Source organism: Roseibium limicola (assembly GCF_017313085.1).
GTDB classification, from domain to species: domain Bacteria; phylum Pseudomonadota; class Alphaproteobacteria; order Rhizobiales; family Stappiaceae; genus Roseibium; species Roseibium limicola.
On record NZ_JAFLNF010000002.1, the window covers coordinates 607,012 to 630,403 of the forward strand.

At 56.8% G+C, this 23,392-nt stretch carries 29 protein-coding genes; 1 reads left to right on the forward strand and 28 read right to left on the reverse strand.

The window, feature by feature from the left end:
* Positions 1 to 19: 19 nt before the first annotated feature.
* The 25 genes from rplO to rpsL form a co-directional block, all read right to left on the reverse strand.
* Complete coding sequence (rplO, locus tag J0X15_RS06250) at positions 20 to 487, reverse strand: 50S ribosomal protein L15 (RefSeq protein ID WP_206939311.1); 468 nt, start codon at positions 485 to 487, stop codon at positions 20 to 22.
* Between the two features lie 20 nt (positions 488 to 507).
* Positions 508 to 702 (reverse strand): 50S ribosomal protein L30, encoded by a 195-nt coding sequence (gene rpmD / locus J0X15_RS06255; protein WP_206938985.1) that lies wholly within the window; start codon positions 700 to 702, stop codon positions 508 to 510.
* A 41-nt stretch (positions 703 to 743) separates the two neighbouring features.
* Positions 744 to 1,310: a 30S ribosomal protein S5 gene (gene rpsE, locus J0X15_RS06260; RefSeq protein WP_206938986.1), complete on the reverse strand. Its 567-nt coding sequence runs from the start codon at positions 1,308 to 1,310 to the stop codon at positions 744 to 746.
* Between the two features lie 38 nt (positions 1,311 to 1,348).
* Positions 1,349 to 1,711, reverse strand: coding sequence for a 50S ribosomal protein L18 (gene rplR, locus J0X15_RS06265; RefSeq protein WP_206938987.1), 363 nt, complete (start codon positions 1,709 to 1,711; stop codon positions 1,349 to 1,351).
* A gap of 12 nt (positions 1,712 to 1,723) precedes the next feature.
* Positions 1,724 to 2,257, reverse strand: coding sequence for a 50S ribosomal protein L6 (gene rplF, locus J0X15_RS06270; RefSeq protein ID WP_206938988.1), 534 nt, complete (start codon positions 2,255 to 2,257; stop codon positions 1,724 to 1,726).
* Positions 2,258 to 2,304: 47 nt separating this feature from the next.
* Entirely contained in the window at positions 2,305 to 2,703 is a 399-nt protein-coding gene (rpsH, locus tag J0X15_RS06275) for a 30S ribosomal protein S8 (RefSeq protein WP_206938989.1), read from the reverse strand.
* 12 nt (positions 2,704 to 2,715) lie between these two features.
* Entirely contained in the window at positions 2,716 to 3,021 is a 306-nt protein-coding gene (rpsN, locus tag J0X15_RS06280) for a 30S ribosomal protein S14 (RefSeq protein WP_206938991.1), read from the reverse strand.
* Between the two features lie 32 nt (positions 3,022 to 3,053).
* Positions 3,054 to 3,611, reverse strand: coding sequence for a 50S ribosomal protein L5 (rplE, locus tag J0X15_RS06285; protein WP_206938992.1), 558 nt, complete (start codon positions 3,609 to 3,611; stop codon positions 3,054 to 3,056).
* Complete coding sequence (rplX, locus tag J0X15_RS06290) at positions 3,604 to 3,921, reverse strand: 50S ribosomal protein L24 (protein WP_206938993.1); 318 nt, start codon at positions 3,919 to 3,921, stop codon at positions 3,604 to 3,606. The genes rplE and rplX overlap by 8 nt, the downstream gene beginning before the upstream one ends.
* Positions 3,921 to 4,289, reverse strand: coding sequence for a 50S ribosomal protein L14 (gene rplN, locus J0X15_RS06295; protein ID WP_206938994.1), 369 nt, complete (start codon positions 4,287 to 4,289; stop codon positions 3,921 to 3,923). Before rplN ends, rplX begins: the two co-directional genes overlap by 1 nt.
* 73 nt (positions 4,290 to 4,362) lie before the next feature.
* Positions 4,363 to 4,593, reverse strand: coding sequence for a 30S ribosomal protein S17 (rpsQ, locus tag J0X15_RS06300; protein WP_206938996.1), 231 nt, complete (start codon positions 4,591 to 4,593; stop codon positions 4,363 to 4,365).
* A gap of 10 nt (positions 4,594 to 4,603) precedes the next feature.
* A complete protein-coding gene (rpmC, locus tag J0X15_RS06305; protein ID WP_206938998.1) occupies positions 4,604 to 4,801 on the reverse strand; it encodes a 50S ribosomal protein L29 in 198 nt (65 codons plus the stop codon).
* A gap of 20 nt (positions 4,802 to 4,821) precedes the next feature.
* Positions 4,822 to 5,235, reverse strand: a complete 414-nt coding sequence (gene rplP / locus J0X15_RS06310) for a 50S ribosomal protein L16 (RefSeq protein WP_206939000.1) — start codon at positions 5,233 to 5,235, stop codon at positions 4,822 to 4,824.
* Positions 5,236 to 5,280: 45 nt separating this feature from the next.
* Positions 5,281 to 6,009, reverse strand: a complete 729-nt coding sequence (gene rpsC, locus J0X15_RS06315) for a 30S ribosomal protein S3 (protein ID WP_206939001.1) — start codon at positions 6,007 to 6,009, stop codon at positions 5,281 to 5,283.
* Positions 6,009 to 6,389 carry a 50S ribosomal protein L22 gene (rplV, locus tag J0X15_RS06320; RefSeq protein ID WP_206939005.1) on the reverse strand — a complete coding sequence of 127 codons (381 nt, stop codon included), beginning with the start codon at positions 6,387 to 6,389 and terminating at the stop codon, positions 6,009 to 6,011. Before rplV ends, rpsC begins: the two co-directional genes overlap by 1 nt.
* A gap of 2 nt (positions 6,390 to 6,391) precedes the next feature.
* Positions 6,392 to 6,670 (reverse strand): 30S ribosomal protein S19, encoded by a 279-nt coding sequence (rpsS, locus tag J0X15_RS06325; RefSeq protein ID WP_206939006.1) that lies wholly within the window; start codon positions 6,668 to 6,670, stop codon positions 6,392 to 6,394.
* A 12-nt stretch (positions 6,671 to 6,682) separates the two neighbouring features.
* On the reverse strand, positions 6,683 to 7,516 hold the full coding sequence (rplB, locus tag J0X15_RS06330; protein WP_206939007.1) for a 50S ribosomal protein L2: 834 nt from the start codon (positions 7,514 to 7,516) through the stop codon (positions 6,683 to 6,685).
* A gap of 17 nt (positions 7,517 to 7,533) precedes the next feature.
* Entirely contained in the window at positions 7,534 to 7,827 is a 294-nt protein-coding gene (locus J0X15_RS06335; RefSeq protein ID WP_206939009.1) for a 50S ribosomal protein L23, read from the reverse strand.
* Positions 7,824 to 8,444, reverse strand: coding sequence for a 50S ribosomal protein L4 (rplD, locus tag J0X15_RS06340; RefSeq protein WP_206939010.1), 621 nt, complete (start codon positions 8,442 to 8,444; stop codon positions 7,824 to 7,826). The genes J0X15_RS06335 and rplD overlap by 4 nt, the downstream gene beginning before the upstream one ends.
* Positions 8,444 to 9,157 carry a 50S ribosomal protein L3 gene (gene rplC / locus J0X15_RS06345; protein ID WP_206939011.1) on the reverse strand — a complete coding sequence of 238 codons (714 nt, stop codon included), beginning with the start codon at positions 9,155 to 9,157 and terminating at the stop codon, positions 8,444 to 8,446. The genes rplD and rplC overlap by 1 nt, the downstream gene beginning before the upstream one ends.
* Positions 9,158 to 9,180: 23 nt before the next feature.
* Positions 9,181 to 9,489, reverse strand: a complete 309-nt coding sequence (gene rpsJ / locus J0X15_RS06350) for a 30S ribosomal protein S10 (protein ID WP_006936455.1) — start codon at positions 9,487 to 9,489, stop codon at positions 9,181 to 9,183.
* A gap of 66 nt (positions 9,490 to 9,555) precedes the next feature.
* Positions 9,556 to 10,746 carry an elongation factor Tu gene (gene tuf, locus J0X15_RS06355; protein WP_206939012.1) on the reverse strand — a complete coding sequence of 397 codons (1,191 nt, stop codon included), beginning with the start codon at positions 10,744 to 10,746 and terminating at the stop codon, positions 9,556 to 9,558.
* A 47-nt stretch (positions 10,747 to 10,793) separates the two neighbouring features.
* A complete protein-coding gene (fusA, locus tag J0X15_RS06360; RefSeq protein WP_206939013.1) occupies positions 10,794 to 12,869 on the reverse strand; it encodes an elongation factor G in 2,076 nt (691 codons plus the stop codon).
* Between the two features lie 24 nt (positions 12,870 to 12,893).
* Positions 12,894 to 13,364, reverse strand: a complete 471-nt coding sequence (rpsG, locus tag J0X15_RS06365) for a 30S ribosomal protein S7 (protein WP_206939014.1) — start codon at positions 13,362 to 13,364, stop codon at positions 12,894 to 12,896.
* 12 nt (positions 13,365 to 13,376) lie between these two features.
* Entirely contained in the window at positions 13,377 to 13,748 is a 372-nt protein-coding gene (gene rpsL / locus J0X15_RS06370; RefSeq protein WP_182164929.1) for a 30S ribosomal protein S12, read from the reverse strand.
* A gap of 267 nt (positions 13,749 to 14,015) precedes the next feature.
* On the opposite strand from rpsL, the gene J0X15_RS06375 reads away from it, so the two are divergent.
* Complete coding sequence (locus tag J0X15_RS06375) at positions 14,016 to 14,249, forward strand: hypothetical protein (RefSeq protein WP_206939015.1); 234 nt, start codon at positions 14,016 to 14,018, stop codon at positions 14,247 to 14,249.
* A 258-nt stretch (positions 14,250 to 14,507) separates the two neighbouring features.
* On the opposite strand, the gene J0X15_RS06380 is transcribed toward J0X15_RS06375, so the two are convergent.
* From J0X15_RS06380 to rpoB, 3 genes are all read right to left on the reverse strand, one after another.
* A complete protein-coding gene (locus J0X15_RS06380; RefSeq protein WP_206939016.1) occupies positions 14,508 to 14,801 on the reverse strand; it encodes a regulator in 294 nt (97 codons plus the stop codon).
* Positions 14,802 to 14,907: 106 nt separating this feature from the next.
* Complete coding sequence (rpoC, locus tag J0X15_RS06385) at positions 14,908 to 19,107, reverse strand: DNA-directed RNA polymerase subunit beta' (protein ID WP_206939018.1); 4,200 nt, start codon at positions 19,105 to 19,107, stop codon at positions 14,908 to 14,910.
* 89 nt (positions 19,108 to 19,196) lie between these two features.
* Positions 19,197 to 23,336: a DNA-directed RNA polymerase subunit beta gene (rpoB, locus tag J0X15_RS06390; RefSeq protein WP_206939021.1), complete on the reverse strand. Its 4,140-nt coding sequence runs from the start codon at positions 23,334 to 23,336 to the stop codon at positions 19,197 to 19,199.
* Between the last annotated feature and the right edge of the window lie 56 nt (positions 23,337 to 23,392).

A 23,392-nucleotide genomic window follows, 5' to 3' on the forward strand; every position in this document is an offset into this window, starting at 1 on the left:
AATGGGAAAGCCCAGGCCGTTAGGCCTGAGCTCCCTTAACAACAACTTTGCCGCCGGCCTTTTCAACTGCTGCAGCAGCAGTCTTGGAGGCACCGGCAACTTCGAAGGTGACTGCGACTTTGAGTTCGCCGTCAGCGACCAGACGGACGCCATCCTTCACGCGCTTGACAATACCAGCAGCCTTTAGCGCCTCGACCGAAACGGTCTCGGAAGCGTTCAGCTTGCCTGCATCGATTGCGGTCTGAACACGACCCAGGGAGACAGTGTTGTACTCCTTGGCAAAGATGTTCGTGAAACCGCGCTTCGGAAGACGGCGATGCAGAGGCATCTGGCCACCTTCGAAGCCCTTGATAGCGACGCCGGAGCGGGACTTCTGACCTTTGACACCACGGCCACCGGTCTTGCCCTTGCCAGAACCGATACCACGGCCAACGCGGGTGCGGTTCTTGACGGCACCTTCGTTGTCATGAAGTTCGTTGAGCTTCATCATACTTCTCCCGCCTCGCCTTATGCGTCTTCGACGACACGGACGAGATGCTGGACCTTATTGATCATGCCGCGCACTTCAGGTGTGTCCTTCAGTGTGGAGCGACGGTGCATCTTGTTCAGGCCGAGACCGATAAGCGTCGCGCGCTGGTCCTGAGGACGGCGCAGCGGGCTTGCGATCTGTTCGACCGTAACAGTCTTTTCGGTGTTCGCCATGGAACTAACCCTCATTCAACTGGGCACGGAGGCCGCCGAGTTCAAGCCTCGGCGGCTGCCGGAGCCGCTTCTTCGTTGTTATCACGACGTCGCGACTGCAGCACAGAGACCTTGAGGCCTCGGCGTGCCGCGACCGAACGCGGGCTGTCTTCACGGGCCAGTGCATCGAAAGTGGCACGAACCATGTTATACGGGTTCGAGGAACCAAGAGACTTGGCAACCACGTCCTGTACACCCAGGGTTTCGAAAACCGCACGCATCGGACCACCAGCAATGATACCTGTACCGGCCGGAGCCGCACGCAGGATCACCTTGCCAGCACCGTGACGGCCTTCCACATCATGATGCAGAGTACGGCCTTCACGCAGTGGCACGCGGATCATTGTCCGTTTAGCGGCTTCAGTTGCCTTGCGGATGGCTTCTGGCACTTCACGTGCCTTGCCATGACCGAAGCCAACGCGGCCTTTCTGATCGCCCACAACCACCAACGCAGCGAAGCCGAAGCGACGGCCACCCTTGACCACCTTGGCAACGCGGTTGATGTGAACGAGCTTGTCGACGAATTCGCTGTCGCGGTCATCGCGATCGCGATTATCTTGTCTCGCCATTTTATTCTTCCGTTCTTAAGAGCGCCAACGGGCGCTGGTCAGAATTCAAGCCCACCGTCGCGGGCAGCATCGGCAAGCGCTTTGACGCGCCCATGATACTGATACCCACCACGGTCGAACACGACCTGCTTGATGCCAGCGGCCAAAGCGCGCTCAGCCACAAGCTTACCGACAGCAACTGCAGCAGCAGTGTCGGCGCCCGTCTTCAGGCCGCCCTTGGTATCCTGCTCGATCGTCGAGGCGGAAACGAGGGTGAAACCCTTCGCATCGTCAATGATCTGGGCATAGATCTGCTTGGACGAGCGGAATACAGAAAGGCGCGGACGTCCGTTCGCGACTTTCTTGAGAGAACGGCGCACGCGATCGCGGCGGCGTTCGAAAGCAATTTTGCTATTCGCCATGATCCAGGTCCGTTATTTCTTCTTGCCTTCTTTACGGACGATAAACTCGCCCGCATAACGAACGCCTTTGCCCTTATAGGGCTCCGGCGGGCGGAAATCGCGGATTTCTGCCGCAACCTGACCGACTGACTGCTTGTCAATCCCGGAGATCGTGATCTCCGTCGGCTTCGGACACTTGATGTCAATGCCTTCCGGAATCGGAAAGAGAACATCGTGGGAGAAACCCAACGCAAGCTGAAGATTTTGACCCTGAATCTGGGCACGGTAACCAACACCTGTGATTTCCAGCTTCTTTTCGAAGCCGGCATGCACACCAGTGATGATGTTTTCCACCATCGTCCGGCTCATGCCCCACATGGAGCGAGCGGTCTTGGTAGTACCACGGGGATCGATCTTTATCCCCTCTTCAGTCATTTCGGCCAAAACAAACTCGTTAAGGACGAAGGAGAGTTCACCCTTCGGACCCTTAACGGAGACTGTCTGACCGTTGATCGTTGCCGTTACCCCGCTAGGCACGGGGACTGGCTTTTTGCCAATACGAGACATCTGACCAACCTTAGTCGATATGAATTAAAGTGAAATCTGATGCCGCATCAGAAGACGCGGCACAGAACCTCACCACCTACGTTTTCTTCCCGCGCCTGATGATCACACATGACGCCACGCGGAGTCGAAAGAATCGACACGCCCAGGCCATTGGACACATGCGGGATGTTCTTCACCGACGAATACACCCGACGGCCAGGCTTGGAAACCCGCTCAATCGTGCGGATCACCGGCTCACCGTCAAAGTACTTCAACTCGATCTCCAACTCGGACTTGCCGCCCTCGTATTCGACCGTGGTGAAGCCACGGATGTACCCTTCCTTGGCGAGCACTTCAAGTACGTGCGCGCGCAATTTGGAATTTGGTGAAGATACTTTGCCCTTACGCCGCATTTGTGCGTTACGAATACGGGTGAGCATATCCCCCAACGGATCAGAAATTGCCATCGGAGTTTCTCCTTACCAGCTGGACTTGACCAGGCCCGGGATCTTACCCAGCGAGCCAAGTTCACGAAGCGCAATACGCGACATCTTCAGCTTGCGGTAAAAACCGCGCGGGCGACCCGTTACTTCGCACCGGTTACGAACCCGGTTCGGAGCAGAGTTCCGCGGCAGTTTGGCCAGCTCAAGGCGTGCATTGAACTGCTCTTCCGGGCTCACCGAAGAATCCTTCGCTTTTGCCTTTAGGGCAGCGCGCTTTTCAGCGTACTTTTTAACAAGCTTCTTACGACGCTCGTTTTTTTCGACCGCGCTCTTCTTCGCCATCGTGGTTCCTCGTTCCTTTCCCGTATCTCGGCTTATTTACCGAACGGGAAGTTGAACGCGCGCAGCAGTTCGCGCGCCTCGTCATCGGTCGTAGCAGTGGTACAGACGATCACGTCCATACCCCAGATCTGATCGACCTTATCGTATTCGATTTCCGGGAACACGATATGTTCCTTGATACCCATGGCATAGTTGCCGCGGCCATCAAAGGACTTCGCGTTCAGACCGCGGAAATCACGTACGCGCGGCAGCGCGATTGTGATCAGACGGTCCAGGAATTCGTACATCTGCTGGCGACGCAGGGTAACCTTTGCACCAAGCGGCATCCCTTCACGGACCTTGAAGGTCGCGATGGACTTCTTGGCCTTGGTGATTACTGGCTTTTGGCCGGCAATCGCCATCAGGTCATCAGCAGCAATGCGCGCTTTTTTGGAATCGGCAACTGCTTCGCCAATCCCAATGTTCAGAACGACCTTTTCCAGACCAGGAACCTGCATTGGGTTCGAGTACTGGAACTTCTCCTGAAGCTGCTTGCGCACAACGTCATCGTAGTGCGTCTTCAGACGCGGAACATAGCTGGTATCAGCCATCGATCAGGTCTCCCGAACGCTTGGCCACGCGGACCTTTGTACCATCTTCCTGCACTTTAAAGCCGACGCGTGTTGCCTTGCCGTCCTTAGGATCGGCCAGAGCAAGGTTGGAGAGCTGGATCGGTGCTTCTTTAGCAACGATGCCGGCTTCCTGGGTCTGCGTCTGCTTCTGGTGACGACGAACGACATTAACGCCGCGCACAAGCGCTTTGTTATCCGTTGGCATTACCTGCAGGATCTCACCGGTCTTGCCCTTGTCACGACCGGTCAATACGACGACTGTGTCGCCTTTTTTAATCTTCGCAGCCATCAGAGCACCTCCGGCGCGAGAGAAATGATTTTCATATGGTTCTTTGCGCGAAGTTCGCGCGGGACCGGACCGAAAATACGGGTTCCGACCGGTTCCTTGTTGTTGTTGATCAGGACCGCCGCATTGCGGTCGAACCGGATCACGCTGCCGTCGGCACGTCGAATATCCTTCGCCGTACGCACAACGACTGCCTTCATCACGTCGCCCTTTTTAACGCGACCCCGCGGAATAGCTTCCTTGATGCTGACGACAATGATGTCTCCAACAGAAGCATATTTACGCTTGGAGCCGCCGAGCACTTTGATGCACATGACACGACGGGCGCCGGAATTATCCGCCACGTCGAGGTTTGTTTGCATCTGAATCATGACTGGCTGCCTTATTCTCTTATCGGCGCACCGGTCACGGGCGCCTGATGATGCTCTTTAACGGAGAGCGTGGTCACTCAGCGACCACGGTCCAACGCTTGTTCTTGGAGATCGGAGCACATTCCTCAATTGAGACAATGTCGCCAACCTGGCACTTGTTGTCTGAATCGTGTGCGCGGTACTTTTTGGTCCGGCGCACAGTCTTCTTCAGCAGCGGGTGTGTGAAACGACGCTCCACATTAACCGTCACCGTCTTGTCATTCGCGCTGCTGACCACGGTGCCCTGCAGGATACGCTTCGGCATGGGTCTCTCCTTACGCGCTTGCCACGCGCTTGTCGCGCATGATCGTCTGGATACGGGCAATGTCACGGCGAATTTGCCGAACGCGCCCAGTGTTTTCGAGCTGACCCGTTGCCCTCTGGAAGCGCAGATTGAACTGCTCCTTCTTGAGGGTTTCGAGCTCCGTGCGGAGCTCGTCGAGGGTCTTTGCTCTTACGTCAGTAGCCTTCATGGCTTTTCTCCTCGACTGCCTTATTCCGCAATTCGCTGAACGAACCGGCACTTGATCGGCAGTTTGGCTGCTGCCAGACGCATTGCTTCACGAGCAACATCCTCTGACACGCCATCGATTTCGAACATCACCCGGCCTGGCTTGACGCGGCAAGCCCAGTAGTCGGGAGAACCCTTACCTTTACCCATTCGGACTTCGGCCGGCTTCGAGGAAACCGGGAGGTCCGGGAAGATGCGGATCCAGACACGACCCGCACGCTTCATGTGGCGGGTCATGGCACGACGGGCTGCTTCGATCTGACGAGCGGTTACCCGCTCCGGCTCAATCGCCTTCAGACCGTAGGCTCCGAAGTTGAGGTCTGTCCCCCCCTTCGCGAGCCCATGGATGCGGCCCTTGTGCTGCTTGCGGAACTTAGTTCGCTTCGGTTGCAGCATCTTTCTCTCTCGTCCTTCGTGTTACGCGAGCAGCAGGCAGCCTAATCAGGCTGCGCGCTCACGGCCCCGATCCCGGCGTCCGCCGCGATCACCCTGGTTAGAATCCGAACCCGCTGTTGCGCGGCGTTCAGACGCCATCGGGTCGTGCTCGAGGATTTCACCCTTGAAGATCCAGACCTTCACGCCACACACGCCGTAAGCGGTGTGAGCAGAAGCGACGCCGTAGTCGATGTCTGCACGCAGGGTGTGCAGCGGCACGCGACCTTCGCGGTACCATTCAACGCGGGCAATTTCTGCCCCGCCCAGACGGCCACCGCAGTTGATGCGGATGCCCTGAGCGCCCAATCGCATTGCCGACTGAACGGAACGCTTCATGGCGCGACGGAAAGCCACACGGCGTTCCAGCTGCTGTGCGATAGATGCGGCCACAAGGCTCGCATCGATTTCCGGCTTGCGCACTTCAACAATGTTGAGGTGAACTTCCGAAGAGGTGATCTCACTGATCTTCTTGCGAAGACGCTCGATGTCTGCACCCTTCTTGCCGATAACCACACCCGGACGACCCGAATGAATGGACACACGACACTTACGGTGCGGACGCTCAATCACGACCTTAGAAACAGCTGCCTGCTTCAATTCCTTCAGAAGGAATTCCCGGATGCGGAAATCTTCATGAAGAAGATCGCCATATTCGCCTTTGCTGGCGAACCAGCGGGAATCCCACGTCCGGTTGATCCCGAGGCGCATGCCGATCGGATTTACTTTATGTCCCATCAGGCAGTCTCCTCGACTTCACGCACTACGATGGTCAAGTTCGAGAACGGCTTTTCAATGCGGCCGACCCGACCGCGAGCCCGCGGCTGGAACCGCTTGATCACGAAAGCTTTACCGACATGAGCTTCGGCAACCACCAGGTTGTCGATGTCCATATCATGGTTGTTTTCCGCATTTGCAATCGCAGACATCAGAGTCTTCTTGACGTCTTGTGCGATACGCTTGCGGGAGAAAGTCAGGTCCGCCAGTGCGGCTCCGACTTTCTTGCCGCGGATAGCAGCCGCAACGAGATTCAGCTTGCGCGGCGATACGCGCAGCATGCGGGTCAATGCCCGGGCCTCGTTGTCAGCGAGCGTCCGCTCACGCTTCGGCTTGCCCATCGTTACTTCCTCTTCGCCTTCTTGTCGGCGCCGTGTCCGTAGTAGGTCCGTGTCGGCGAGAACTCGCCGAACTTATGACCAATCATCTCTTCAGACACCTGCACCGGAACGTGCTTTTGACCGTTGTAGATGCCGAAGGTGAGGCCGACAAACTGCGGCAGGATCGTCGAACGGCGGCTCCAGGTCTTGATGACCTCGTTGCGGCCGGATTCACGAACCTTTTCCGCTTTAGTCAGCAGATACCCGTCGACAAACGGACCTTTCCAGATCGAACGTGCCACGATCCTTGCCCTTTACTTTTTGCGCGCGTGGCGGCTGCGGACGATATACTTATCAGTCTGCTTGTTGCTGCGCGTGCGCTTACCTTTGGTCGGCTTGCCCCAAGGGGTAACCGGATGACGACCGCCTGAGGTCCGACCTTCACCACCACCGTGCGGGTGATCGACCGGGTTCATGGCCACACCACGGGTGTGCGGGCGAATGCCCAGCCAACGAGAACGGCCGGCCTTACCGAGGTTTGTGTTGCCGTGGTCCGGGTTCGACACGGCACCGATAGAGGCCATGCAGGTTCCCAGAACCTTACGCTGTTCACCGGACATAAGACGCAGAACTGTGTAGCCCTGGTCACGACCGACGATCTGAACGAAAGCTCCAGCAGAACGAGCAACCTGCGCGCCCTTACCCGGCTTAAGTTCAATGTTGTGTACGATGGTGCCGACCGGAATGGAAGACAGTGGCATCGCATTTCCTGGTTTCACGTCAACAGACTGACCAGCGATGACTTTGTCACCAACTGATAGACGCTGCGGTGCCAGGATGTAGCTCAATTCACCATCTTCATAGCGGATCAGAGCGATGAATGCGGTCCGATTCGGATCGTATTCAAGACGTTCGACCGTAGCCGAAACATCGAACTTGCGGCGCTTGAAGTCCACCAGGCGATAGGAGCGCTTGTGACCACCCCCACGGTTCGGGGACGTCAGGCGACCAGTGTTGTTACGACCGCCAGACTTCGAAAGGCCTTCTGTCAAAGTCTTGACAGGCTTACCCTTGTACAGGCTGGAACGATCGACCTGAACGAGCTGGCGACGGCCAGGAGACGTCGGGTTAAAAGTCTTAAGTGCCATTTATCTGTCCCCGTCCCTTAGAGCCCGGTGGTCACATCAATCGAGTGACCTTCTTCGAGCGTGATGACGGCCTTCTTGAAATCAGACTGGCGACCAATACGACCCTTGAACCGCTTAACCTTGCCCTTGCGGACCAGGGTGTTTACGGCCGTAACCTTCACACCGAAAAGCGCCTCGATGGCGGCCTTGATTTCAGGCTTGGTAGCGTCGTTGGCCACCTTGAAGACAACCTTGTTCTGTTCGGAAGCAAGGGTAGCCTTCTCGGTGATCACCGGGCCGACGATTTTGTCGTAATGAGGAAGGTTGCTCATTTGAAGCGCTCCTCAAGTGCAGACACCGCAGCCTTGGTCAACACAAGGGTGTGAGCCCGCATGATGTCGTAGACGTTGATGCCCTGTACCGGCAGAATATCCACATTCGGGATATTGCGAGTTGCCAGAGCGAAGTTCTGGTCAAGCTCGGCGCCGTCGATGATCAAGGCACTGTTCAGACCCAAAGACACGAACTGTGCCTTCAGAGCCTTTGTCTTGGCTTCGGCTGCCTTGGCATCTTCAACGATGACGATGCTGTTGGCTTTCGCCTTGGCGGACAGAACGTGCTTCAGTCCGAGGACACGCACCTTCTTCGGCAATTCATGAGCGTGGTCGCGAACGACTGGCCCGAATGCCTTACCACCACCGCGAAACTGCGGAGCCTTGCGGTTACCGTGACGCGCGCCGCCTGAACCTTTCTGGCGGACAAATTTCTTCGTCGTGCCAGAAACTTCAGAGCGTCCCAGGGACTTGTGAGTCCCTGCCTGACGCTTGGCGAGCTGCCAGCGTACAACGCGGTGGATCAGATCGGTGCGCGGATCGAGACCAAAGATCTCATCAGACACCGTGATCGAACCGGCCGCCCCACCTTCGAGGGTCTTGACCTGGAGTTCCATCACTCACTCTCCTTCCCAGCGGCCGCAGTCGCTGCTTCCGAAGCGCGGAATGCACCCGGAACCGGAGCACCCTCCGGCAGCGCCTTCTTGATCGCGTCGCGGACCTGGATCCAACCGCCCTTGGCGCCTGGTACAGAACCCTCGACCATGATCAGGCCGCGTTCAACATCGGTACGCACAACCTTGAGGTTCTGCGTGGTCACACGGACATCGCCCATGTGGCCGGCCATCTTCTTGCCCTTGAACACACGGCCCGGATCCTGGCACTGACCAGTAGAACCGTGCGCACGGTGGGACACCGAGTTACCATGAGAAGCACGACCACCACCGAAGTTGTGGCGCTTCATGGCACCCGCGAAACCTTTACCGATGGAAGACCCGGTGACATCAACGAACTGACCGTCGATGAAATGGTCAGCAGTGATTTCTGCACCCACTTCGATCAGGTTGTCGGACGACACACGGAACTCAACCAGCTGACGCTTCGGTTCCACCTTGGCTATCGCGAAATGTCCGCGTTCAGCCTTGGGCGTGTTTTTGACTTTAGCTAGACCAGCGCCGAGTTGCAGCGCAGTGTAGCCGTTCTTTTCTTCAGTACGGTGGGCAACCACCTGACACTTTTCCAGTCGCAGTACAGTGACCGGTACATGTTCGCCCGCATCATTGTAGATACGAGTCATGCCCACTTTCTGAGCGATCACTCCAGAACGCATAGACGTGTTCCCTTCGATCCGCCTCAGAGCTTAATCTCGACGTCAACACCAGCGGCGAGGTCGAGCTTCATGAGCGCGTCCACGGTCTGGGGCGTCGGATCAACGATGTCGAGGAGGCGCTTATGCGTACGCATCTCGAACTGATCGCGGCTTTTCTTATCGATATGCGGTCCGCGAAGCACTGTGTACTTCTCGATCCGCGTCGGCAGCGGTACGGGTCCCCGTACCTGTGCACCGGTCCGCTTCGCCGTGTTCACGATCTCCTTAGTGGAGGCATCGAGAATACGGTGGTCGAATGCCTTGAGGCGAATCCGGATATTCTGACCGTTCATTTTCGAGTTCCCGTTAAGACAGGTGGGCCTGCGTGTTAAACGCTAACTGCAGGCCCTACCGTCAACTTAAGCGATGATGGAAGCGACGACGCCGGCACCGACGGTGCGGCCACCTTCGCGAATAGCGAAGCGCAGGCCATCTTCCATAGCGATCGGCACGATCAGTTCCACTTCGACCGACACGTTGTCGCCCGGCATCACCATCTCAGTACCTTCAGGCAGAGACACCACACCGGTCACATCCGTTGTACGGAAGTAGAACTGCGGGCGGTAGTTGGTGAAGAACGGAGTATGACGGCCGCCTTCTTCCTTGGTGAGGATATAAGCCTCAGCCTTGAACTTCGTGTGCGGGGTAACTGAACCCGGCTTGCAAAGAACCTGACCACGCTCAACGTCTTCACGGGCAACGCCGCGAATAAGAGCGCCGATGTTGTCGCCCGCCTGGCCGCTGTCGAGCAGCTTGCGGAACATTTCAACACCCGTAACTGTTGTCTTGGTGGTGTCCTTGATGCCGATGATTTCGACTTCTTCACCAACCTTGACGATCCCGCGCTCAACGCGGCCCGTAACAACCGTACCACGACCGGAGATCGAGAACACGTCCTCGATTGGCATCAGGAACGGCATGTCAACCGGACGATCAGGCGTCGGGATGTAAGCATCAACTTCGTTCATCAGCTGACGGATCGCGTCACGGCCGATGGCCGCATCGCGGTTTTCAACCGCAGCAAGAGCAGAGCCCTTGACGATCGGAATGTCGTCGCCCGGATACTCATAGGAGGACAGAAGTTCGCGAACTTCCATTTCCACCAGCTCGAGAAGCTCTTCGTCGTCTACCTGGTCGACCTTGTTCAGGAACACCACCAGAGCCGGAACGCCAACCTGGCGAGCAAGCAGGATGTGTTCGCGGGTCTGCGGCATCGGGCCGTCAGCTGCGGAACACACCAGGATCGCGCCATCCATCTGGGCAGCACCGGTGATCATGTTCTTGACGTAATCGGCGTGACCCGGGCAGTCAACGTGCGCATAGTGACGCGCTTCGGTTTCATATTCCACGTGAGCCGTGGAAATCGTGATGCCGCGAGCACGCTCTTCAGGAGCGCCGTCAATGTCAGCATAAGCTTTTGCCGTAGCGCCACCGGTTTCGGCAAGCGTCATGGTGATTGCAGCTGTCAGAGTCGTCTTGCCGTGGTCAACGTGGCCAATCGTGCCAATGTTGACGTGCGGCTTGTTACGCTCAAATTTTTCTTTCGCCATCGGATTACTCCGCTTTCTCTAAATTCTTTTCACTTAAGAGGTGGGGTTCAGGCAAACTTTGCCTGAACCTCTTCAGCGACAGCCTGAGGCACCTGCTCGTAGTGATCGAACACCATCGAGTACTGTGCGCGGCCCTGGGACATGGAACGCAGATTGTTCACGTAACCAAACATGTTGGCCAGCGGAACCATTGCAGTGATCACGGTAACAATTCCGCGGTTCTCGGTGCCAGCAATCTGGCCACGACGGGAATTCAGATCACCAATCACGTCACCCATGTAGTCTTCCGGGGTAACGACTTCGACCTTCATGATCGGCTCAAGCAGCTTCGGACCAGCCTTCTGGATACCTTCACGGAAGCCGGCACGACCGGCGATCTCGAAGGCGAGGACCGAGGAGTCGACATCATGGTAGGCACCATCCGTCAAGGTGACCTTGACGTCGAGGATCGGGAAGCCAGCCAGCGGACCGGACGACATCACGCTCTCGATACCCTTGGTAACACCAGGAATGTATTCCTTAGGAATGTTACCGCCGACAATCTTACTCTCGAAGACATAACCTGCGTTAGGTTCTGACGGCTCAAGAGTAAACTTGATGCGCGCAAACTGACCCGAACCACCGGACTGCTTCTTGTGGGTATAATCCACATCGGCAGACTTGGTAATCGTTTCACGGTAGGCCACCTGAGGCGCACCGATGTTCGCTTCGACCTTGAATTCACGCTTCATGCGATCAACAAGGATGTCGAGGTGAAGTTCGCCCATGCCAGCAATGATGGTCTGACCGGATTCTTCGTCCGACTTGACGCGGAATGAAGGATCTTCAGCTGCCAGCTTGTTCAAAGCCTGGCCCATCTTTTCCTGATCAGCCTTGGTTTTAGGCTCAACAGCAATTTCGATAACCGGCTCAGGGAATTCCATACGCTCCAGAATAACCGGCTTCAGCGGATCACAGAGAGTGTCCCCTGTCGTGGTATCCTTGAGACCTGCGATCGCAACGATATCGCCTGCATAGGCAACGTCGATGTCTTCACGGCTGTTGGAATGCATCTGCAACAGACGACCGACGCGCTCACGCTTGTCTTTGACTGTGTTGAGAACCGAAGTTCCCTTATGCAGAACACCTGAATAGAGGCGACAGAAGGTCAGCGAACCGACGAACGGATCGTTGGCGATCTTGAAGGCAAGCATGCCAAGCGGCTCTTCATCAGAAGCATGACGCTCGATTTCAGCTTCAGTCTTTGCATCGATACCCTTGATCGCCGGAACGTCCAGCGGGCTCGGAAGGTAGTCGACAACCGCATCAAGAAGTGGCTGAACGCCCTTGTTCTTGAAAGCAGAACCACAAAGAACCGGAACAAAATCGTTGTTGATCGTACCCTTACGGATCAGCTTCATCAGCTGCTCGGTGTCAGGCATTTCGCCTTCCAGGTAAGCTTCCGTAGCAGCCTCATCGACTTCAACGGCAGTTTCGATCATCAGTTCACGGAATTCATTGGCCTTGTCGACCAATTCAGCCGGAATTTCGACTTCGTCCCACTGAGCGCCGAGACTTTCGTCGCGCCAGATGAGAGCCTTCATCTTGATCAGATCGACCAGGCCGACGAATTCGCTTTCAGCACCAACCGGGATCTGGAGAACGATCGAATTGCCGCCGAGGCGGGTCTTGATCATTTCCACACAACGGAAGAAGTCAGCGCCGAGCTTGTCCATCTTGTTGACGAAGATCATCCGCGGGACGTGATACTTGTCGGCCTGACGCCAAACAGTTTCAGTCTGCGGCTCCACACCGGCGTTGGCATCAAGAAGAGCGACCGCACCATCGAGAACACGCAGGGAACGTTCAACTTCAATCGTGAAGTCAACGTGACCTGGAGTATCAATGATGTTCAGGCGCTTCTCGTTCCAGAATGCAGTGGTTGCAGCGGACGTGATCGTAATACCACGCTCCTGCTCCTGCTCCATCCAATCCATGGTGGCTGCGCCATCATGGACTTCGCCAATCTTGTGGCTCTTGCCAGTATAGTAAAGAATCCGCTCGGTCGTGGTCGTCTTGCCAGCATCAATGTGAGCCATGATGCCGAAGTTACGGTAGTCCTCGATTTTATGCGTGCGCGACATAGCGTCAGCCCTTCGAAGTCTAAATTACCAGCGATAGTGCGAGAACGCGCGGTTGGCATCAGCCATACGGTGCGTATCTTCGCGCTTCTTAACTGCTGTGCCACGGTTGTTTGCCGCATCGAGCATCTCGCCGGACAAACGATCCACCATGGTGGTTTCGTTGCGGTTGCGAGCTGCCGTGATGAGCCAGCGGATTGCCAGAGCCTGGCGACGGTCTGTACGGACCTCGACAGGAACCTGGTAAGTGGCACCACCAACGCGGCGGGAACGCACTTCTACCGAAGGCATCACGTTTTCAAGAGCAGCGTGGAACACCTCGATCGGGTTTTCGCGCGTCTTGTTTTCGATCACGTCAAAAGCGCCATAGACGATACGTTCGGCTGTGGACTTCTTACCGTGGAACATCACCGCGTTCATGAACTTGGTGACAACCATATCCCCGAACTTTGGGTCCGGGTTAATTTCGCGTTTCTCAGCGCGGTGACGACGAGACATCTATCGTACCTCTTATTTCGGACGCTTGGCGCCGTACTTGGAGCGGCGCTGCTTGCGGTCCTTGACCCCCTGGGTATCGAGCACACCACGAATGATGTGATAACGAACACCAGGCAAATCCTTTACGCGGCCGCCACGGATCATAACAACCGAGTGTTCCTGAAGGTTGTGACCTTCACCCGGAATGTAACCAATCACTTCGTAACCGTTCGTCAGGCGGATCTTAGCCACCTTACGCAAAGCCGAGTTCGGCTTTTTCGGCGTCGTCGTGTAGACGCGGGTGCAAACACCACGCTTCTGAGGGCAGGCCTCCATGGCCGGCACCTTGTTCCGCTTAGGCGGATCTTTCCGCGGCTTGCGGATCAGCTGGTTGATGGTCGGCATATTGTGCCCTTTACCTCTTCCATCCAAAAAAATCGTAACGATTGTGTTTGCTGATTCTGCACATGCAGAATCGCGCCCGCACGCTCTTTGAAGAGCGGCCGGCGCTGCGAACCCAGAGGACCACGGTGTATCCGCGGTCATGCAATCGACGCTATATTCGCCTATTTGAACCCGGCAGCGTTTAAGGGCTATTTGTCTTGCGCTTGGATGCGCTGAGACGGTAGCGGACCTTACCGCCTGCCTTCGGGATGGCCGGAAACTACTCACATGCCCTGCTTCCGTCAAGCCCTTAATTCCGATTTTGCAAAAAGCCGCAAAACGGCGGAATCCCAAGAGCCGGCTTATGTTTCCTTCATTATTTTTGAAAGAAAATTGCGTATCCGCGGGGGTTTTATCTTTGTTCATTCAACAGCGCAACACCAGGCGCCTGCTGAAAGTGAATCGGTGGTTAAGGAGATGATTCAGACCGGCGCAGAATCGACACCTCCGTCCCGTCCCTGACTGCAACGCTGCCATGCAACGTCGCTGATTCCGTTCGCACCCCTCACGGATTCGCAATGGCCCTGGCGGATTCGCCAAGGCCAACCAAAACCTGGCGTTTGTCCCCTCACCTGCCACCCGCGGCTGACTCACAAGCAAGGCCAAGCCTCGGCCCATAGACTTAGCTTCGGACCGGACCAGACAGAATAGCAAAACACAAAAAAAGCCGGGCAGTGCCGCCCGGCTTGCTGATTATCCTGCCTGAAACCGCAACCGACCTCAGCCGAAGCGGATCACCGACACATTGCCAGCAAGGGCGTCGGCATAGGCTGCTTCATAGATGTCTTCATCCGGCTCCCCGTCCATCACGCCGATCTGGTCCAACTCTGCCTCGGCAAACCCTTGCTCCGACAAGGCGTTCAGCGTCTTGCGAACCGCATCATCATCATCTGCGGCCCGCAGAAGGATATGTACCGGAATGGAGTCGTCCGGCTGTCCATCCTCACCTTCCCACACACGACCGACAAGTACATAGACCGTCGGCTGAATTGTGTCGTCGTTGTCGTTTACCATCTTCACCTGCTCCTTCGCACTGAAGCCCGTCTCTTGCGGTTTGTTCCTATAAGAAAGGCCGCCCGATTGGGGCGGCCTTTCATGATGTCTTTCGCAAACGCGGAGATTATTCCGCTGCGCCGCTCAGATCTTCCAGAAGACCTTCTGCCGCACTGGCGGAAGAAGTCTGCCGCTGCGCATCCTGGATCAGGTCGTCGCGATGGCTGGCGATCTTGCGGATACGCTTCATCACACCGCCGGTACCGGCCGGGATCAAACGTCCTACAATCACGTTCTCCTTCAGGCCGACCAGTGGATCCACCTTGCCGTTGACGGCAGCGTCGGTAAGGACGCGGGTGGTTTCCTGGAACGACGCGGCAGAGAAGAAGGACCGGGTCTGCAAGCTTGCCTTGGTAATACCCAGGAGAACCGGGGTGCCCTTGGCAGGTTCGCGAGCTTCGTCGATCGCCTTCTGGTTGGCTTCCTCGAACTCCAGCCGGTCGATCTGTTCGCCCGGGAAGAATTCGGTGTCGCCCTGCTCGGTGATCTCGATCTTTTGCAGCATCTGGCGAACAATCACCTCGATGTGCTTATCGTTGATCGTCACACCCTGCAGTCGGTACACTTCCTGGATTTCATTGACGAGGTAGGCAGCCAGTGCCTCTACGCCCTTGACGGCCAGAATGTCATGCGGTGCCGGGTTCCCGTCGAGAACATACTCACCCTTTTCAATGGCATCGCCTTCCTGAAGGTGGAAGTGCTTGCCTTTCGGGATGAGGTATTCGACGGGCTCCAGCCCCTCTTCCGACGGGTCAATGATGACACGGCGCTTGTTCTTGTAATCTCGGCCAAACCGGATCGTACCGGTAAGTTCCGCGATGATCGCATGATCCTTCGGACGACGTGCCTCGAACAACTCGGCTACACGCGGCAGACCACCGGTGATGTCCTTGGTCTTGGCGCTTTCGAGCGGCAGACGAGCCAGAACGTCACCAGCCTTGACCTTCGATCCGGGCTGAACCGACAGGATCGAGTCAACCGACAGAAGCAGGCGGGCATCACTGCCACGAGACGTCTTGGAGATCTCGCCCTTGTCGTCCTTCACAACGATGGCAGGCTTCAGATCCTGGCTACGCTGGTTGGAACGCCAGTCGATGACGACACGCTTGGTGATACCTGTCGCTTCATCGGCCGTTTCCTGAACGGACATGCCATCCACGAGATCTTCAAAGTCGACGACGCCATCGACGTCGGACAGCATCGGACGGGTGTAGGGATCCCACTCCGCAATCCGCTGGCCGCGCTTGACGCTGTCGCCTTCGTCCACATGCAGCTTGGAGCCATAGGTGATCCGGTGCACGGCGCGCTCATTGCCGTCGCTGTCGGTGACAACGATGGACATGTTGCGGACCATGGCAATCAGATTGCCTTCCGTGTCACGGGAGACACCACGGTTACGCATGGTGATCGTGCCGTCGACATTGGACTCGATGAACGAGCTATCCACCACCTGTGCCGTACCGCCAATGTGGAACGTACGCATGGTCAGCTGAGTGCCCGGCTCACCGATTGACTGAGCGGCAATAACGCCGACCGCTTCACCCAGGTTAACCGGGGTCCCGCGGGCAAGGTCACGACCGTAACAGGTGCCACAGACACCCGTTTCGGTTTCACAGGTCAGAACCGAACGGATCTTGATCTGCTGAACCTTGGCTTCTTCAATCAGGTCGACGTCCTTCTCATCGATCAGCGTGCCCTTCGGAACGATGATCTCGCCAGTGGCGTGATTGTAGACGTCTTCCGCTGTCGTACGACCCAGAACGCGCATGCCGAGGTTGGCAATGACGTTACCCGCATCGACGATCGGAGCCACTGTGATGCCGCGTTCGCTGCCGCAGTCGGGTTCCAGAATGATGGAATCCTGTGCAACGTCAACGAGACGACGGGTCAGGTACCCGGAGTTCGCAGTCTTCAACGCCGTATCAGCAAGACCCTTACGGGCGCCGTGGGTGGAGTTGAAGTACTCGAGAACCGAGAGACCTTCCTTGAAGTTCGAGATGATCGGGTTCTCGATGATCTCACCGGACGGCTTGGCCATAAGACCGCGCATACCAGCCAGCTGCTTCATCTGCTGGGGCGAACCACGCGCACCGGAGTGCGACATCATGTAGACCGAGTTCATCGGCTTTTGACGACCGGTTTCCTCGTCCATCTGGACCGCCTTAATGCGGGCCATCATCTCATCAGCGACCTTATCGGTGCACTTCGCCCAGGCATCAACGACCTTGTTGTACTTCTCACCCTGGGTGATCAGACCGTCGTTGTACTGCTGCTCGTACTCGGTGACCATGGCAGACGTATCGGCAACCAGGTTGACCTTGTTTTCCGGGATCTGCATGTCGTCCATGCCGAAGGAAATACCAGCGTTACAGGCGTTGCGGAAACCAAGCTGCATAATGCGGTCACAGAAGATGACGGTCTCTTTCTGACCACAGGCACGGTAAACCGTGTCGATCATTTTCGAGACGTCCTTCTTCGTCATCAGCTTGTTACAAGCGTCAAACGGCACTTCATGGTGCTTTGGCAGCAGCTCGGCGATAAGCATCCGGCCCGGCGTGGTCTCGAAGATCTCGCTGGTTGGATTGCCTTCCGCATCCACGGACCGGAAACGGCCGCGGATTTTGGTATGCATGGTGATGACCTTATTGGCCAGCGCATGATGGATTTCACCGATATCGGAGAAAGCCATGCCTTCGCCCGGCTCCTTCTCTGCCATGATCGACAGATAGTAGAGGCCGAGAACAATATCCTGCGACGGCACGATGATCGGGCCACCGTTAGCCGGGTGCAGAATGTTGTTCGTGGACATCATCAGCGTACGCGCTTCAAGCTGGGCTTCCAGCGAAAGCGGCACGTGAACAGCCATCTGGTCACCATCGAAGTCGGCGTTAAAGGCCGAACAGACGAGCGGATGCAGCTGGATAGCCTTGCCTTCGATCAGGATCGGTTCGAACGCCTGAATGCCAAGACGGTGAAGCGTCGGCGCACGGTTCAGCAGAACCGGGTGCTCACGGATCACTTCGTCGAGAATATCCCAGACCTCCGGACGTTCCTTTTCCACCAGCTTCTTCGCCTGCTTCACCGTGGAGGAGAAGCCCTTGGCGTCAAGGCGGGAGTAGATGAACGGCTTGAACAGCTCGAGCGCCATTTTCTTCGGCAGGCCACACTGGTGCAGCTTGAGTTCCGGACCCACGGTGATAACCGAACGGCCGGAGTAATCAACGCGCTTACCCAGAAGGTTCTGACGGAAGCGACCCTGCTTACCCTTCAGCATGTCGGAGAGGGACTTCAGCGGACGCTTGTTGGCACCCGTGATGACCCGGCCACGACGGCCGTTATCGAACAGAGCATCGACAGATTCCTGCAGCATGCGCTTTTCGTTCCGGATGATGATATCCGGCGCACGCAGCTCGATCAGACGCTTCAAACGGTTGTTCCGGTTGATCACGCGGCGATACAGATCGTTCAGATCCGACGTCGCGAAGCGGCCACCGTCCAGCGGAACCAGCGGACGCAGGTCCGGCGGGATCACAGGAACGATGGTCATGATCATCCACTCGGGCTTGTTGCCCGATTCCATGAACGCTTCGATGACCTTCAGACGCTTGGCCAGCTTCTTCGGCTTCAACTCTGTTGTCGCTTCCGCAATCTCGACGCGCAGCTGCTCGCTGATGCGTTCCAGATCCAGGCTCATCAAAATCTCGCGGATGGCTTCCGCGCCGATCATGCCGGTGAAGCTATCTTCGCCATACTCATCCTGAGCGGCGATATAATCTTCTTCCGACAACAGCTGGTGCAACTTCAGTGGCGTCAGGCCCGGCTCGAGAACCACATAGTTCTCAAAGTACAGAACCCGCTCCAGATCCTTCAGCGTCATGTCGAGCAGCAGACCAATGCGGCTCGGCAGGGACTTCAGGAACCAGATGTGCGCAACCGGAGCAGCAAGCTCGATGTGACCCATACGCTCGCGGCGAACGCGGCTCAGGGTAACTTCAACGCCACACTTTTCACAGATGACGCCCTTGTACTTCATGCGCTTGTACTTGCCGCAAAGACATTCGTAGTCCTTGATCGGGCCGAAGATACGGGCACAGAAGAGACCGTCACGCTCTGGCTTGAACGTACGGTAGTTGATCGTTTCCGGCTTTTTAATTTCGCCGAAAGACCAGGACATGATCTTTTCCGGGCTCGCAAGCGAGATCCGGATGCTGTCGAAGGTCTGCGTCGGAGCCTGTTGATTAAACAGGTTCATGACCTCATGATTCATGGTCTATCTCCTTCGATGCACGGGTAGCGAGGAGGGTCTCCTCGCCAGCCCGGCATTGCAAGTCAAAATTCGGTCGGTTGCCCGCGAGGTTACTCGGCAGCGTCGGCTGCCTGCTCTATCTCGTCCGGGTTTTCTTCGGCACGTTGAAGCTCAACGTTGAGGCCGAGAGACCGCATTTCCTTCACGAGAACGTTGAAGCTCTCCGGGATACCCGCCTCGAAGGTGTCATCACCGCGCACGATGGCCTCATAGACCTTCGTACGACCGGCAACGTCATCCGACTTGACCGTCAGCATCTCCTGCAGCGTGTAGGCTGCACCGTAAGCTTCAAGCGCCCAGACCTCCATTTCCCCGAAGCGCTGGCCACCGAACTGCGCCTTACCACCCAGCGGCTGCTGGGTAACGAGCGAGTACGGCCCAATGGAACGGGCGTGGATCTTGTCGTCCACCAGGTGGTGGAGCTTCAACATGTAGATGTAGCCTACGGTCACCTGACGGTCGAACTCTTCACCGGTACGGCCATCAAACAACGTCGACTGACCGGACGGCTTGTAGCCAGCGATGTTGAGTGCGTCGACGACATCCGGCTCGCGTGCCCCGTCAAAGACCGGGGTTGCGATGGAAACGCCCTTCTTGAGCTGTTCGGCAAGGCGAACGACACCTTCGTCGTCGTAATCCTTGACGTTATCGCCCTTCAGGTTGTCACCGTAGATCTCGACGACCTTGCCACGGAGCTGCTCCATCTCACCGGACTTCTTGTACTCTTCGTACAATTCTCCGATGCGCTCGCCCATGCCGCGGCAGGCCCAACCCAGATGGGTTTCAAGGATCTGACCAACGTTCATGCGCGACGGAACGCCGAGCGGGTTCAACACGATGTCCACGTGAGTGCCGTCCTCAAGGAAAGGCATGTCCTCACATGGGTTGATCTTGGAAACCACACCCTTGTTACCGTGACGGCCAGCCATCTTGTCGCCCGGCTGAAGCTTGCGCTTCACGGCAACGAAGACCTTGACCATCTTCATGACGCCTGGCGGCAGTTCGTCACCGCGCTGCAGCTTCTCGACCTTGTCGATGAAGCGCTGTTCGAGACGCTTGCGGCTGTCGTCATACTGGGCCCGCAGAGCTTCGATTTCCGACATGAACTTGTCGTCGTCGACCGCAAACTGCCACCACTGTGAGCGCGGGTATTCGTTCAGGACATCGCCATCAAGGTCGCTGTCCTTCTTGAAGCCCTTCGGACCGCTGATCGCGGACTTGCCCAGAAGCATTTCTGCAAGACGGCCATAGACGTTACGATCCAGGATAGCCTGCTCATCGTCGCGGTCCTTGGCCAGGCGTTCGATCTCTTCACGCTCGATAGCCATGGCGCGTTCGTCTTTTTCAACGCCGTGGCGGTTGAAGACGCGAACTTCCACAACAGTACCGGCAACACCCGGCGGCAAGCGCAGGGAGGTGTCGCGAACATCAGAGGCCTTTTCACCGAAGATGGCGCGCAGGAGCTTTTCTTCCGGCGTCATCGGGCTTTCGCCCTTCGGTGTGATCTTGCCGACCAGAATGTCACCCGGATGCACTTCCGCACCGATGTAGACGATACCAGCTTCATCAAGGTTCTTCAGCGCTTCTTCCGAAACGTTCGGAATGTCGCGGGTGATTTCTTCCGGACCAAGCTTCGTATCACGCGCCATCACTTCGAACTCTTCGAGGTGGATGGAGGTGAACACGTCGTCAGACACGATCCGCTCGGAAAGCAGGATGGAATCCTCGAAGTTGTAGCCATTCCAAGGCATGAAGGCCACGAGGACATTCTTGCCAAGTGCCAGATCGCCAAGATCAGTCGACGGCCCATCGGCGATGATATCGCCCTTGGAAATCACGTCACCGACCCGAACCAGCGGACGCTGGTTGATACAGGTGTTCTGGTTGGAACGCTGGAACTTCATCAGACGGTAGATGTCGACGCCGGACTTGCCGCCTTCAAGATCTTCCGTCGCACGAAGGACGATACGGGTCGCATCAACCTGGTCAACAACACCTGAGCGACGCGCGTTGATCGCAGCTCCGGAATCGCGAGCCACGATTGCTTCCATGCCGGTACCAACAAACGGCGCTTCTGCGCGCACCAGTGGTACAGCCTGACGCATCATGTTCGAGCCCATCAAAGCTCGGTTCGCATCATCGTTTTCCAGGAACGGGATCAGCGACGCTGCAACCGAAACCAGCTGCTTCGGCGAAACGTCCATCAGATCCACCTTTTCAGATGGAACCATCTCGTTTTCACCGGCGTGACGACAGGTGATCAGTTCTTCCGTGAAACGGCCGCTCTCGTCGTAAGTCGCATTCGACTGTGCAACGTAGTGCTTGGCCTCTTCCATGGCAGAGAGATAGACAACATCGCTGGACACGACGCCGTCCTTCACCTTGCGGTACGGACTTTCGATGAAGCCGTACTTGTTCACGCGCGCAAAGGTCGCGAGCGAGTTGATCAGGCCAATGTTCGGGCCTTCCGGAGTCTCAATCGGACATATACGACCATAGTGGGTCGGATGCACGTCGCGGACTTCGAAGCCGGCACGCTCACGGGTCAAACCACCAGGCCCGAGAGCCGAAAGACGGCGCTTGTGCGTCACTTCGGACAGCGGGTTGGTCTGATCCATAAACTGCGACAGCTGCGAAGAACCGAAGAACTCGCGAACCGCGGCAGCTGCAGGCTTGGCGTTGATCAGATCCTGCGGCATCACAGTGTCGATCTCAACGGAGCTCATACGCTCCTTGATCGCACGTTCCATACGCAGCAGACCGACGCGATACTGGTTTTCCATCAGTTCGCCAACGGAGCGAACACGACGATTACCCAGGTTATCAATGTCATCGATCTCACCCTTGCCGTCACGCAGATCAAGAAGAACTGTGATGACAGACAGGATGTCGTCCTTGCGCAGAACACGCACGGTGTCTTCGCACTGCAGATCAAGGCGCATGTTCATCTTAACGCGGCCAACAGCCGAGAGATCGTAGCGCTCTGAATCAAAGAACAGCGAGTTGAACATCGCTTCAGCGGTGTCGATGGTGGGCGGCTCACCCGGACGCATGACGCGGTAGATGTCGAACAGCGCGTCTTCACGCGACTCGTTCTTGTCCGCTGCCAGCGTGTTGCGGATGTACGCACCGGTATTGATGTGATCGATATCCAGGATCGTCAGATCATGATAGCCGCGCTCGACCAGCTCTTCCAGCGTCTTGCCCGTGATCTCGTCACCGGCTTCGGCATAGACTTCGCCCGATTGCACTTCAACAATGTCTTCAGCCAGATACTGACCGTGCAGATCTTCGTCGGAAACCTTGAGCGCCTTGACGCCCTTCTCTTCCAGCTGACGGATCGTGCGCGCAGTGATCTTACGGCCGTTCTCGATCACGACTTCGCCGCTGTCGGCGTCAATCATGTCGTAGGAGGCCTTGGTGCCCTTCAGACGCTGACCGTCGAACGGAACCCGCCAGGAGCCGTCCTTGTCGCGCTTGTATTCGATCTGCTTGTAGAACGTGTTCAGGATCTCTTCGTTGTCGAGGCCAAGGGCCATCAGCAGCGAAGTCACCGGAATCTTGCGGCGACGATCGATACGAGCGTGGACAATGTCCTTCGCGTCGAATTCGATATCGAGCCAGGATCCACGGTAAGGGATCACGCGTGCAGCAAACAGCAGCTTGCCGGACGAATGGGTCTTGCCCTTGTCGTGATCGAAGAAGACGCCCGGAGACCGGTGCATCTGCGAAACGATAACGCGTTCGGTGCCGTTGACGATGAAGGTGCCGTTTTCTGTCATGAACGGCATGTCGCCCATGTAGACGTCCTGCTCCTTGATGTCCTTGACGGACTTGGCGCCGGTGTCTTCATCGACATCAAACACGATGAGGCGCAGGGTGACCTTCAGCGGAGCCGCAAAGGTCATGCCACGTTGACGGCACTCATCGACGTCGTATTTAGGCTGTTCAAACTCGTAAGACACGAATTCCAGCAGGGAGGTGCCTGCAAAATCGGAGATCGGGAAAACCGACTTAAAGACGGCTTCCAATCCATCGACGTGGCGACCGCCACCAGGCATTTCATCTACCTGGAGAAACTGGTCATAGGACGCCTTCTGAACCTCAATGAGGTTCGGCATCTCTGCCACATCGCGGATGGATCCATAATATTTACGGATCTTTTTGCGACCGTTGAACGTTTGGGTCATTGTCGCTCCTCGTATCGGCCGGGTAACGGCTGTCCGCAACGCCCCTTATCCAATCG

What these genes read in the sequence shown, in the direction of transcription:
- rplB (WP_206939007.1), bottom strand. Translation starts at nt 7,516, where the DNA reads ATGGCACTTAAGACTTTTAACCCGACGTCTCCTGGCCGTCGCCAGCTC.
- J0X15_RS06380 (WP_206939016.1), bottom strand. Translation starts at nt 14,801, where the DNA reads ATGGTAAACGACAACGACGACACAATTCAGCCGACGGTCTATGTACTT.
- rpsJ (WP_006936455.1), bottom strand. Translation starts at nt 9,489, where the DNA reads ATGAACGGTCAGAATATCCGGATTCGCCTCAAGGCATTCGACCACCGT.
- rpoB (WP_206939021.1), bottom strand. Translation starts at nt 23,336, where the DNA reads ATGACCCAAACGTTCAACGGTCGCAAAAAGATCCGTAAATATTATGGA.
- rplF (WP_206938988.1), bottom strand. Translation starts at nt 2,257, where the DNA reads ATGTCTCGTATTGGCAAAAAGCCAGTCCCCGTGCCTAGCGGGGTAACG.
- J0X15_RS06375 (WP_206939015.1), top strand. Translation starts at nt 14,016, where the DNA reads ATGCCCTGCTTCCGTCAAGCCCTTAATTCCGATTTTGCAAAAAGCCGC.
- rplX (WP_206938993.1), bottom strand. Translation starts at nt 3,921, where the DNA reads ATGGCTGCGAAGATTAAAAAAGGCGACACAGTCGTCGTATTGACCGGT.
- rpmC (WP_206938998.1), bottom strand. Translation starts at nt 4,801, where the DNA reads ATGAAGGCTACTGACGTAAGAGCAAAGACCCTCGACGAGCTCCGCACG.
- rpsQ (WP_206938996.1), bottom strand. Translation starts at nt 4,593, where the DNA reads ATGCCGAAGCGTATCCTGCAGGGCACCGTGGTCAGCAGCGCGAATGAC.
- rplD (WP_206939010.1), bottom strand. Translation starts at nt 8,444, where the DNA reads ATGGAACTCCAGGTCAAGACCCTCGAAGGTGGGGCGGCCGGTTCGATC.
- rplP (WP_206939000.1), bottom strand. Translation starts at nt 5,235, where the DNA reads ATGCTGCAACCGAAGCGAACTAAGTTCCGCAAGCAGCACAAGGGCCGC.
- rplC (WP_206939011.1), bottom strand. Translation starts at nt 9,157, where the DNA reads ATGCGTTCTGGAGTGATCGCTCAGAAAGTGGGCATGACTCGTATCTAC.
- rplO (WP_206939311.1), bottom strand. Translation starts at nt 487, where the DNA reads ATGAAGCTCAACGAACTTCATGACAACGAAGGTGCCGTCAAGAACCGC.
- rplV (WP_206939005.1), bottom strand. Translation starts at nt 6,389, where the DNA reads ATGGGCAAGCCGAAGCGTGAGCGGACGCTCGCTGACAACGAGGCCCGG.
- tuf (WP_206939012.1), bottom strand. Translation starts at nt 10,746, where the DNA reads ATGGCGAAAGAAAAATTTGAGCGTAACAAGCCGCACGTCAACATTGGC.
- rpsH (WP_206938989.1), bottom strand. Translation starts at nt 2,703, where the DNA reads ATGGCAATTTCTGATCCGTTGGGGGATATGCTCACCCGTATTCGTAAC.
- rpsC (WP_206939001.1), bottom strand. Translation starts at nt 6,009, where the DNA reads ATGGGACATAAAGTAAATCCGATCGGCATGCGCCTCGGGATCAACCGG.
- rpsE (WP_206938986.1), bottom strand. Translation starts at nt 1,310, where the DNA reads ATGGCGAGACAAGATAATCGCGATCGCGATGACCGCGACAGCGAATTC.
- J0X15_RS06335 (WP_206939009.1), bottom strand. Translation starts at nt 7,827, where the DNA reads ATGAGCAACCTTCCTCATTACGACAAAATCGTCGGCCCGGTGATCACC.
- rpmD (WP_206938985.1), bottom strand. Translation starts at nt 702, where the DNA reads ATGGCGAACACCGAAAAGACTGTTACGGTCGAACAGATCGCAAGCCCG.
- fusA (WP_206939013.1), bottom strand. Translation starts at nt 12,869, where the DNA reads ATGTCGCGCACGCATAAAATCGAGGACTACCGTAACTTCGGCATCATG.
- rpsL (WP_182164929.1), bottom strand. Translation starts at nt 13,748, where the DNA reads ATGCCGACCATCAACCAGCTGATCCGCAAGCCGCGGAAAGATCCGCCT.
- rpoC (WP_206939018.1), bottom strand. Translation starts at nt 19,107, where the DNA reads ATGAATCATGAGGTCATGAACCTGTTTAATCAACAGGCTCCGACGCAG.
- rplN (WP_206938994.1), bottom strand. Translation starts at nt 4,289, where the DNA reads ATGATTCAGATGCAAACAAACCTCGACGTGGCGGATAATTCCGGCGCC.
- rpsG (WP_206939014.1), bottom strand. Translation starts at nt 13,364, where the DNA reads ATGTCTCGTCGTCACCGCGCTGAGAAACGCGAAATTAACCCGGACCCA.
- rplR (WP_206938987.1), bottom strand. Translation starts at nt 1,711, where the DNA reads ATGGCGAATAGCAAAATTGCTTTCGAACGCCGCCGCGATCGCGTGCGC.
- rpsN (WP_206938991.1), bottom strand. Translation starts at nt 3,021, where the DNA reads ATGGCGAAGAAGAGCGCGGTCGAAAAAAACGAGCGTCGTAAGAAGCTT.
- rplE (WP_206938992.1), bottom strand. Translation starts at nt 3,611, where the DNA reads ATGGCTGATACCAGCTATGTTCCGCGTCTGAAGACGCACTACGATGAC.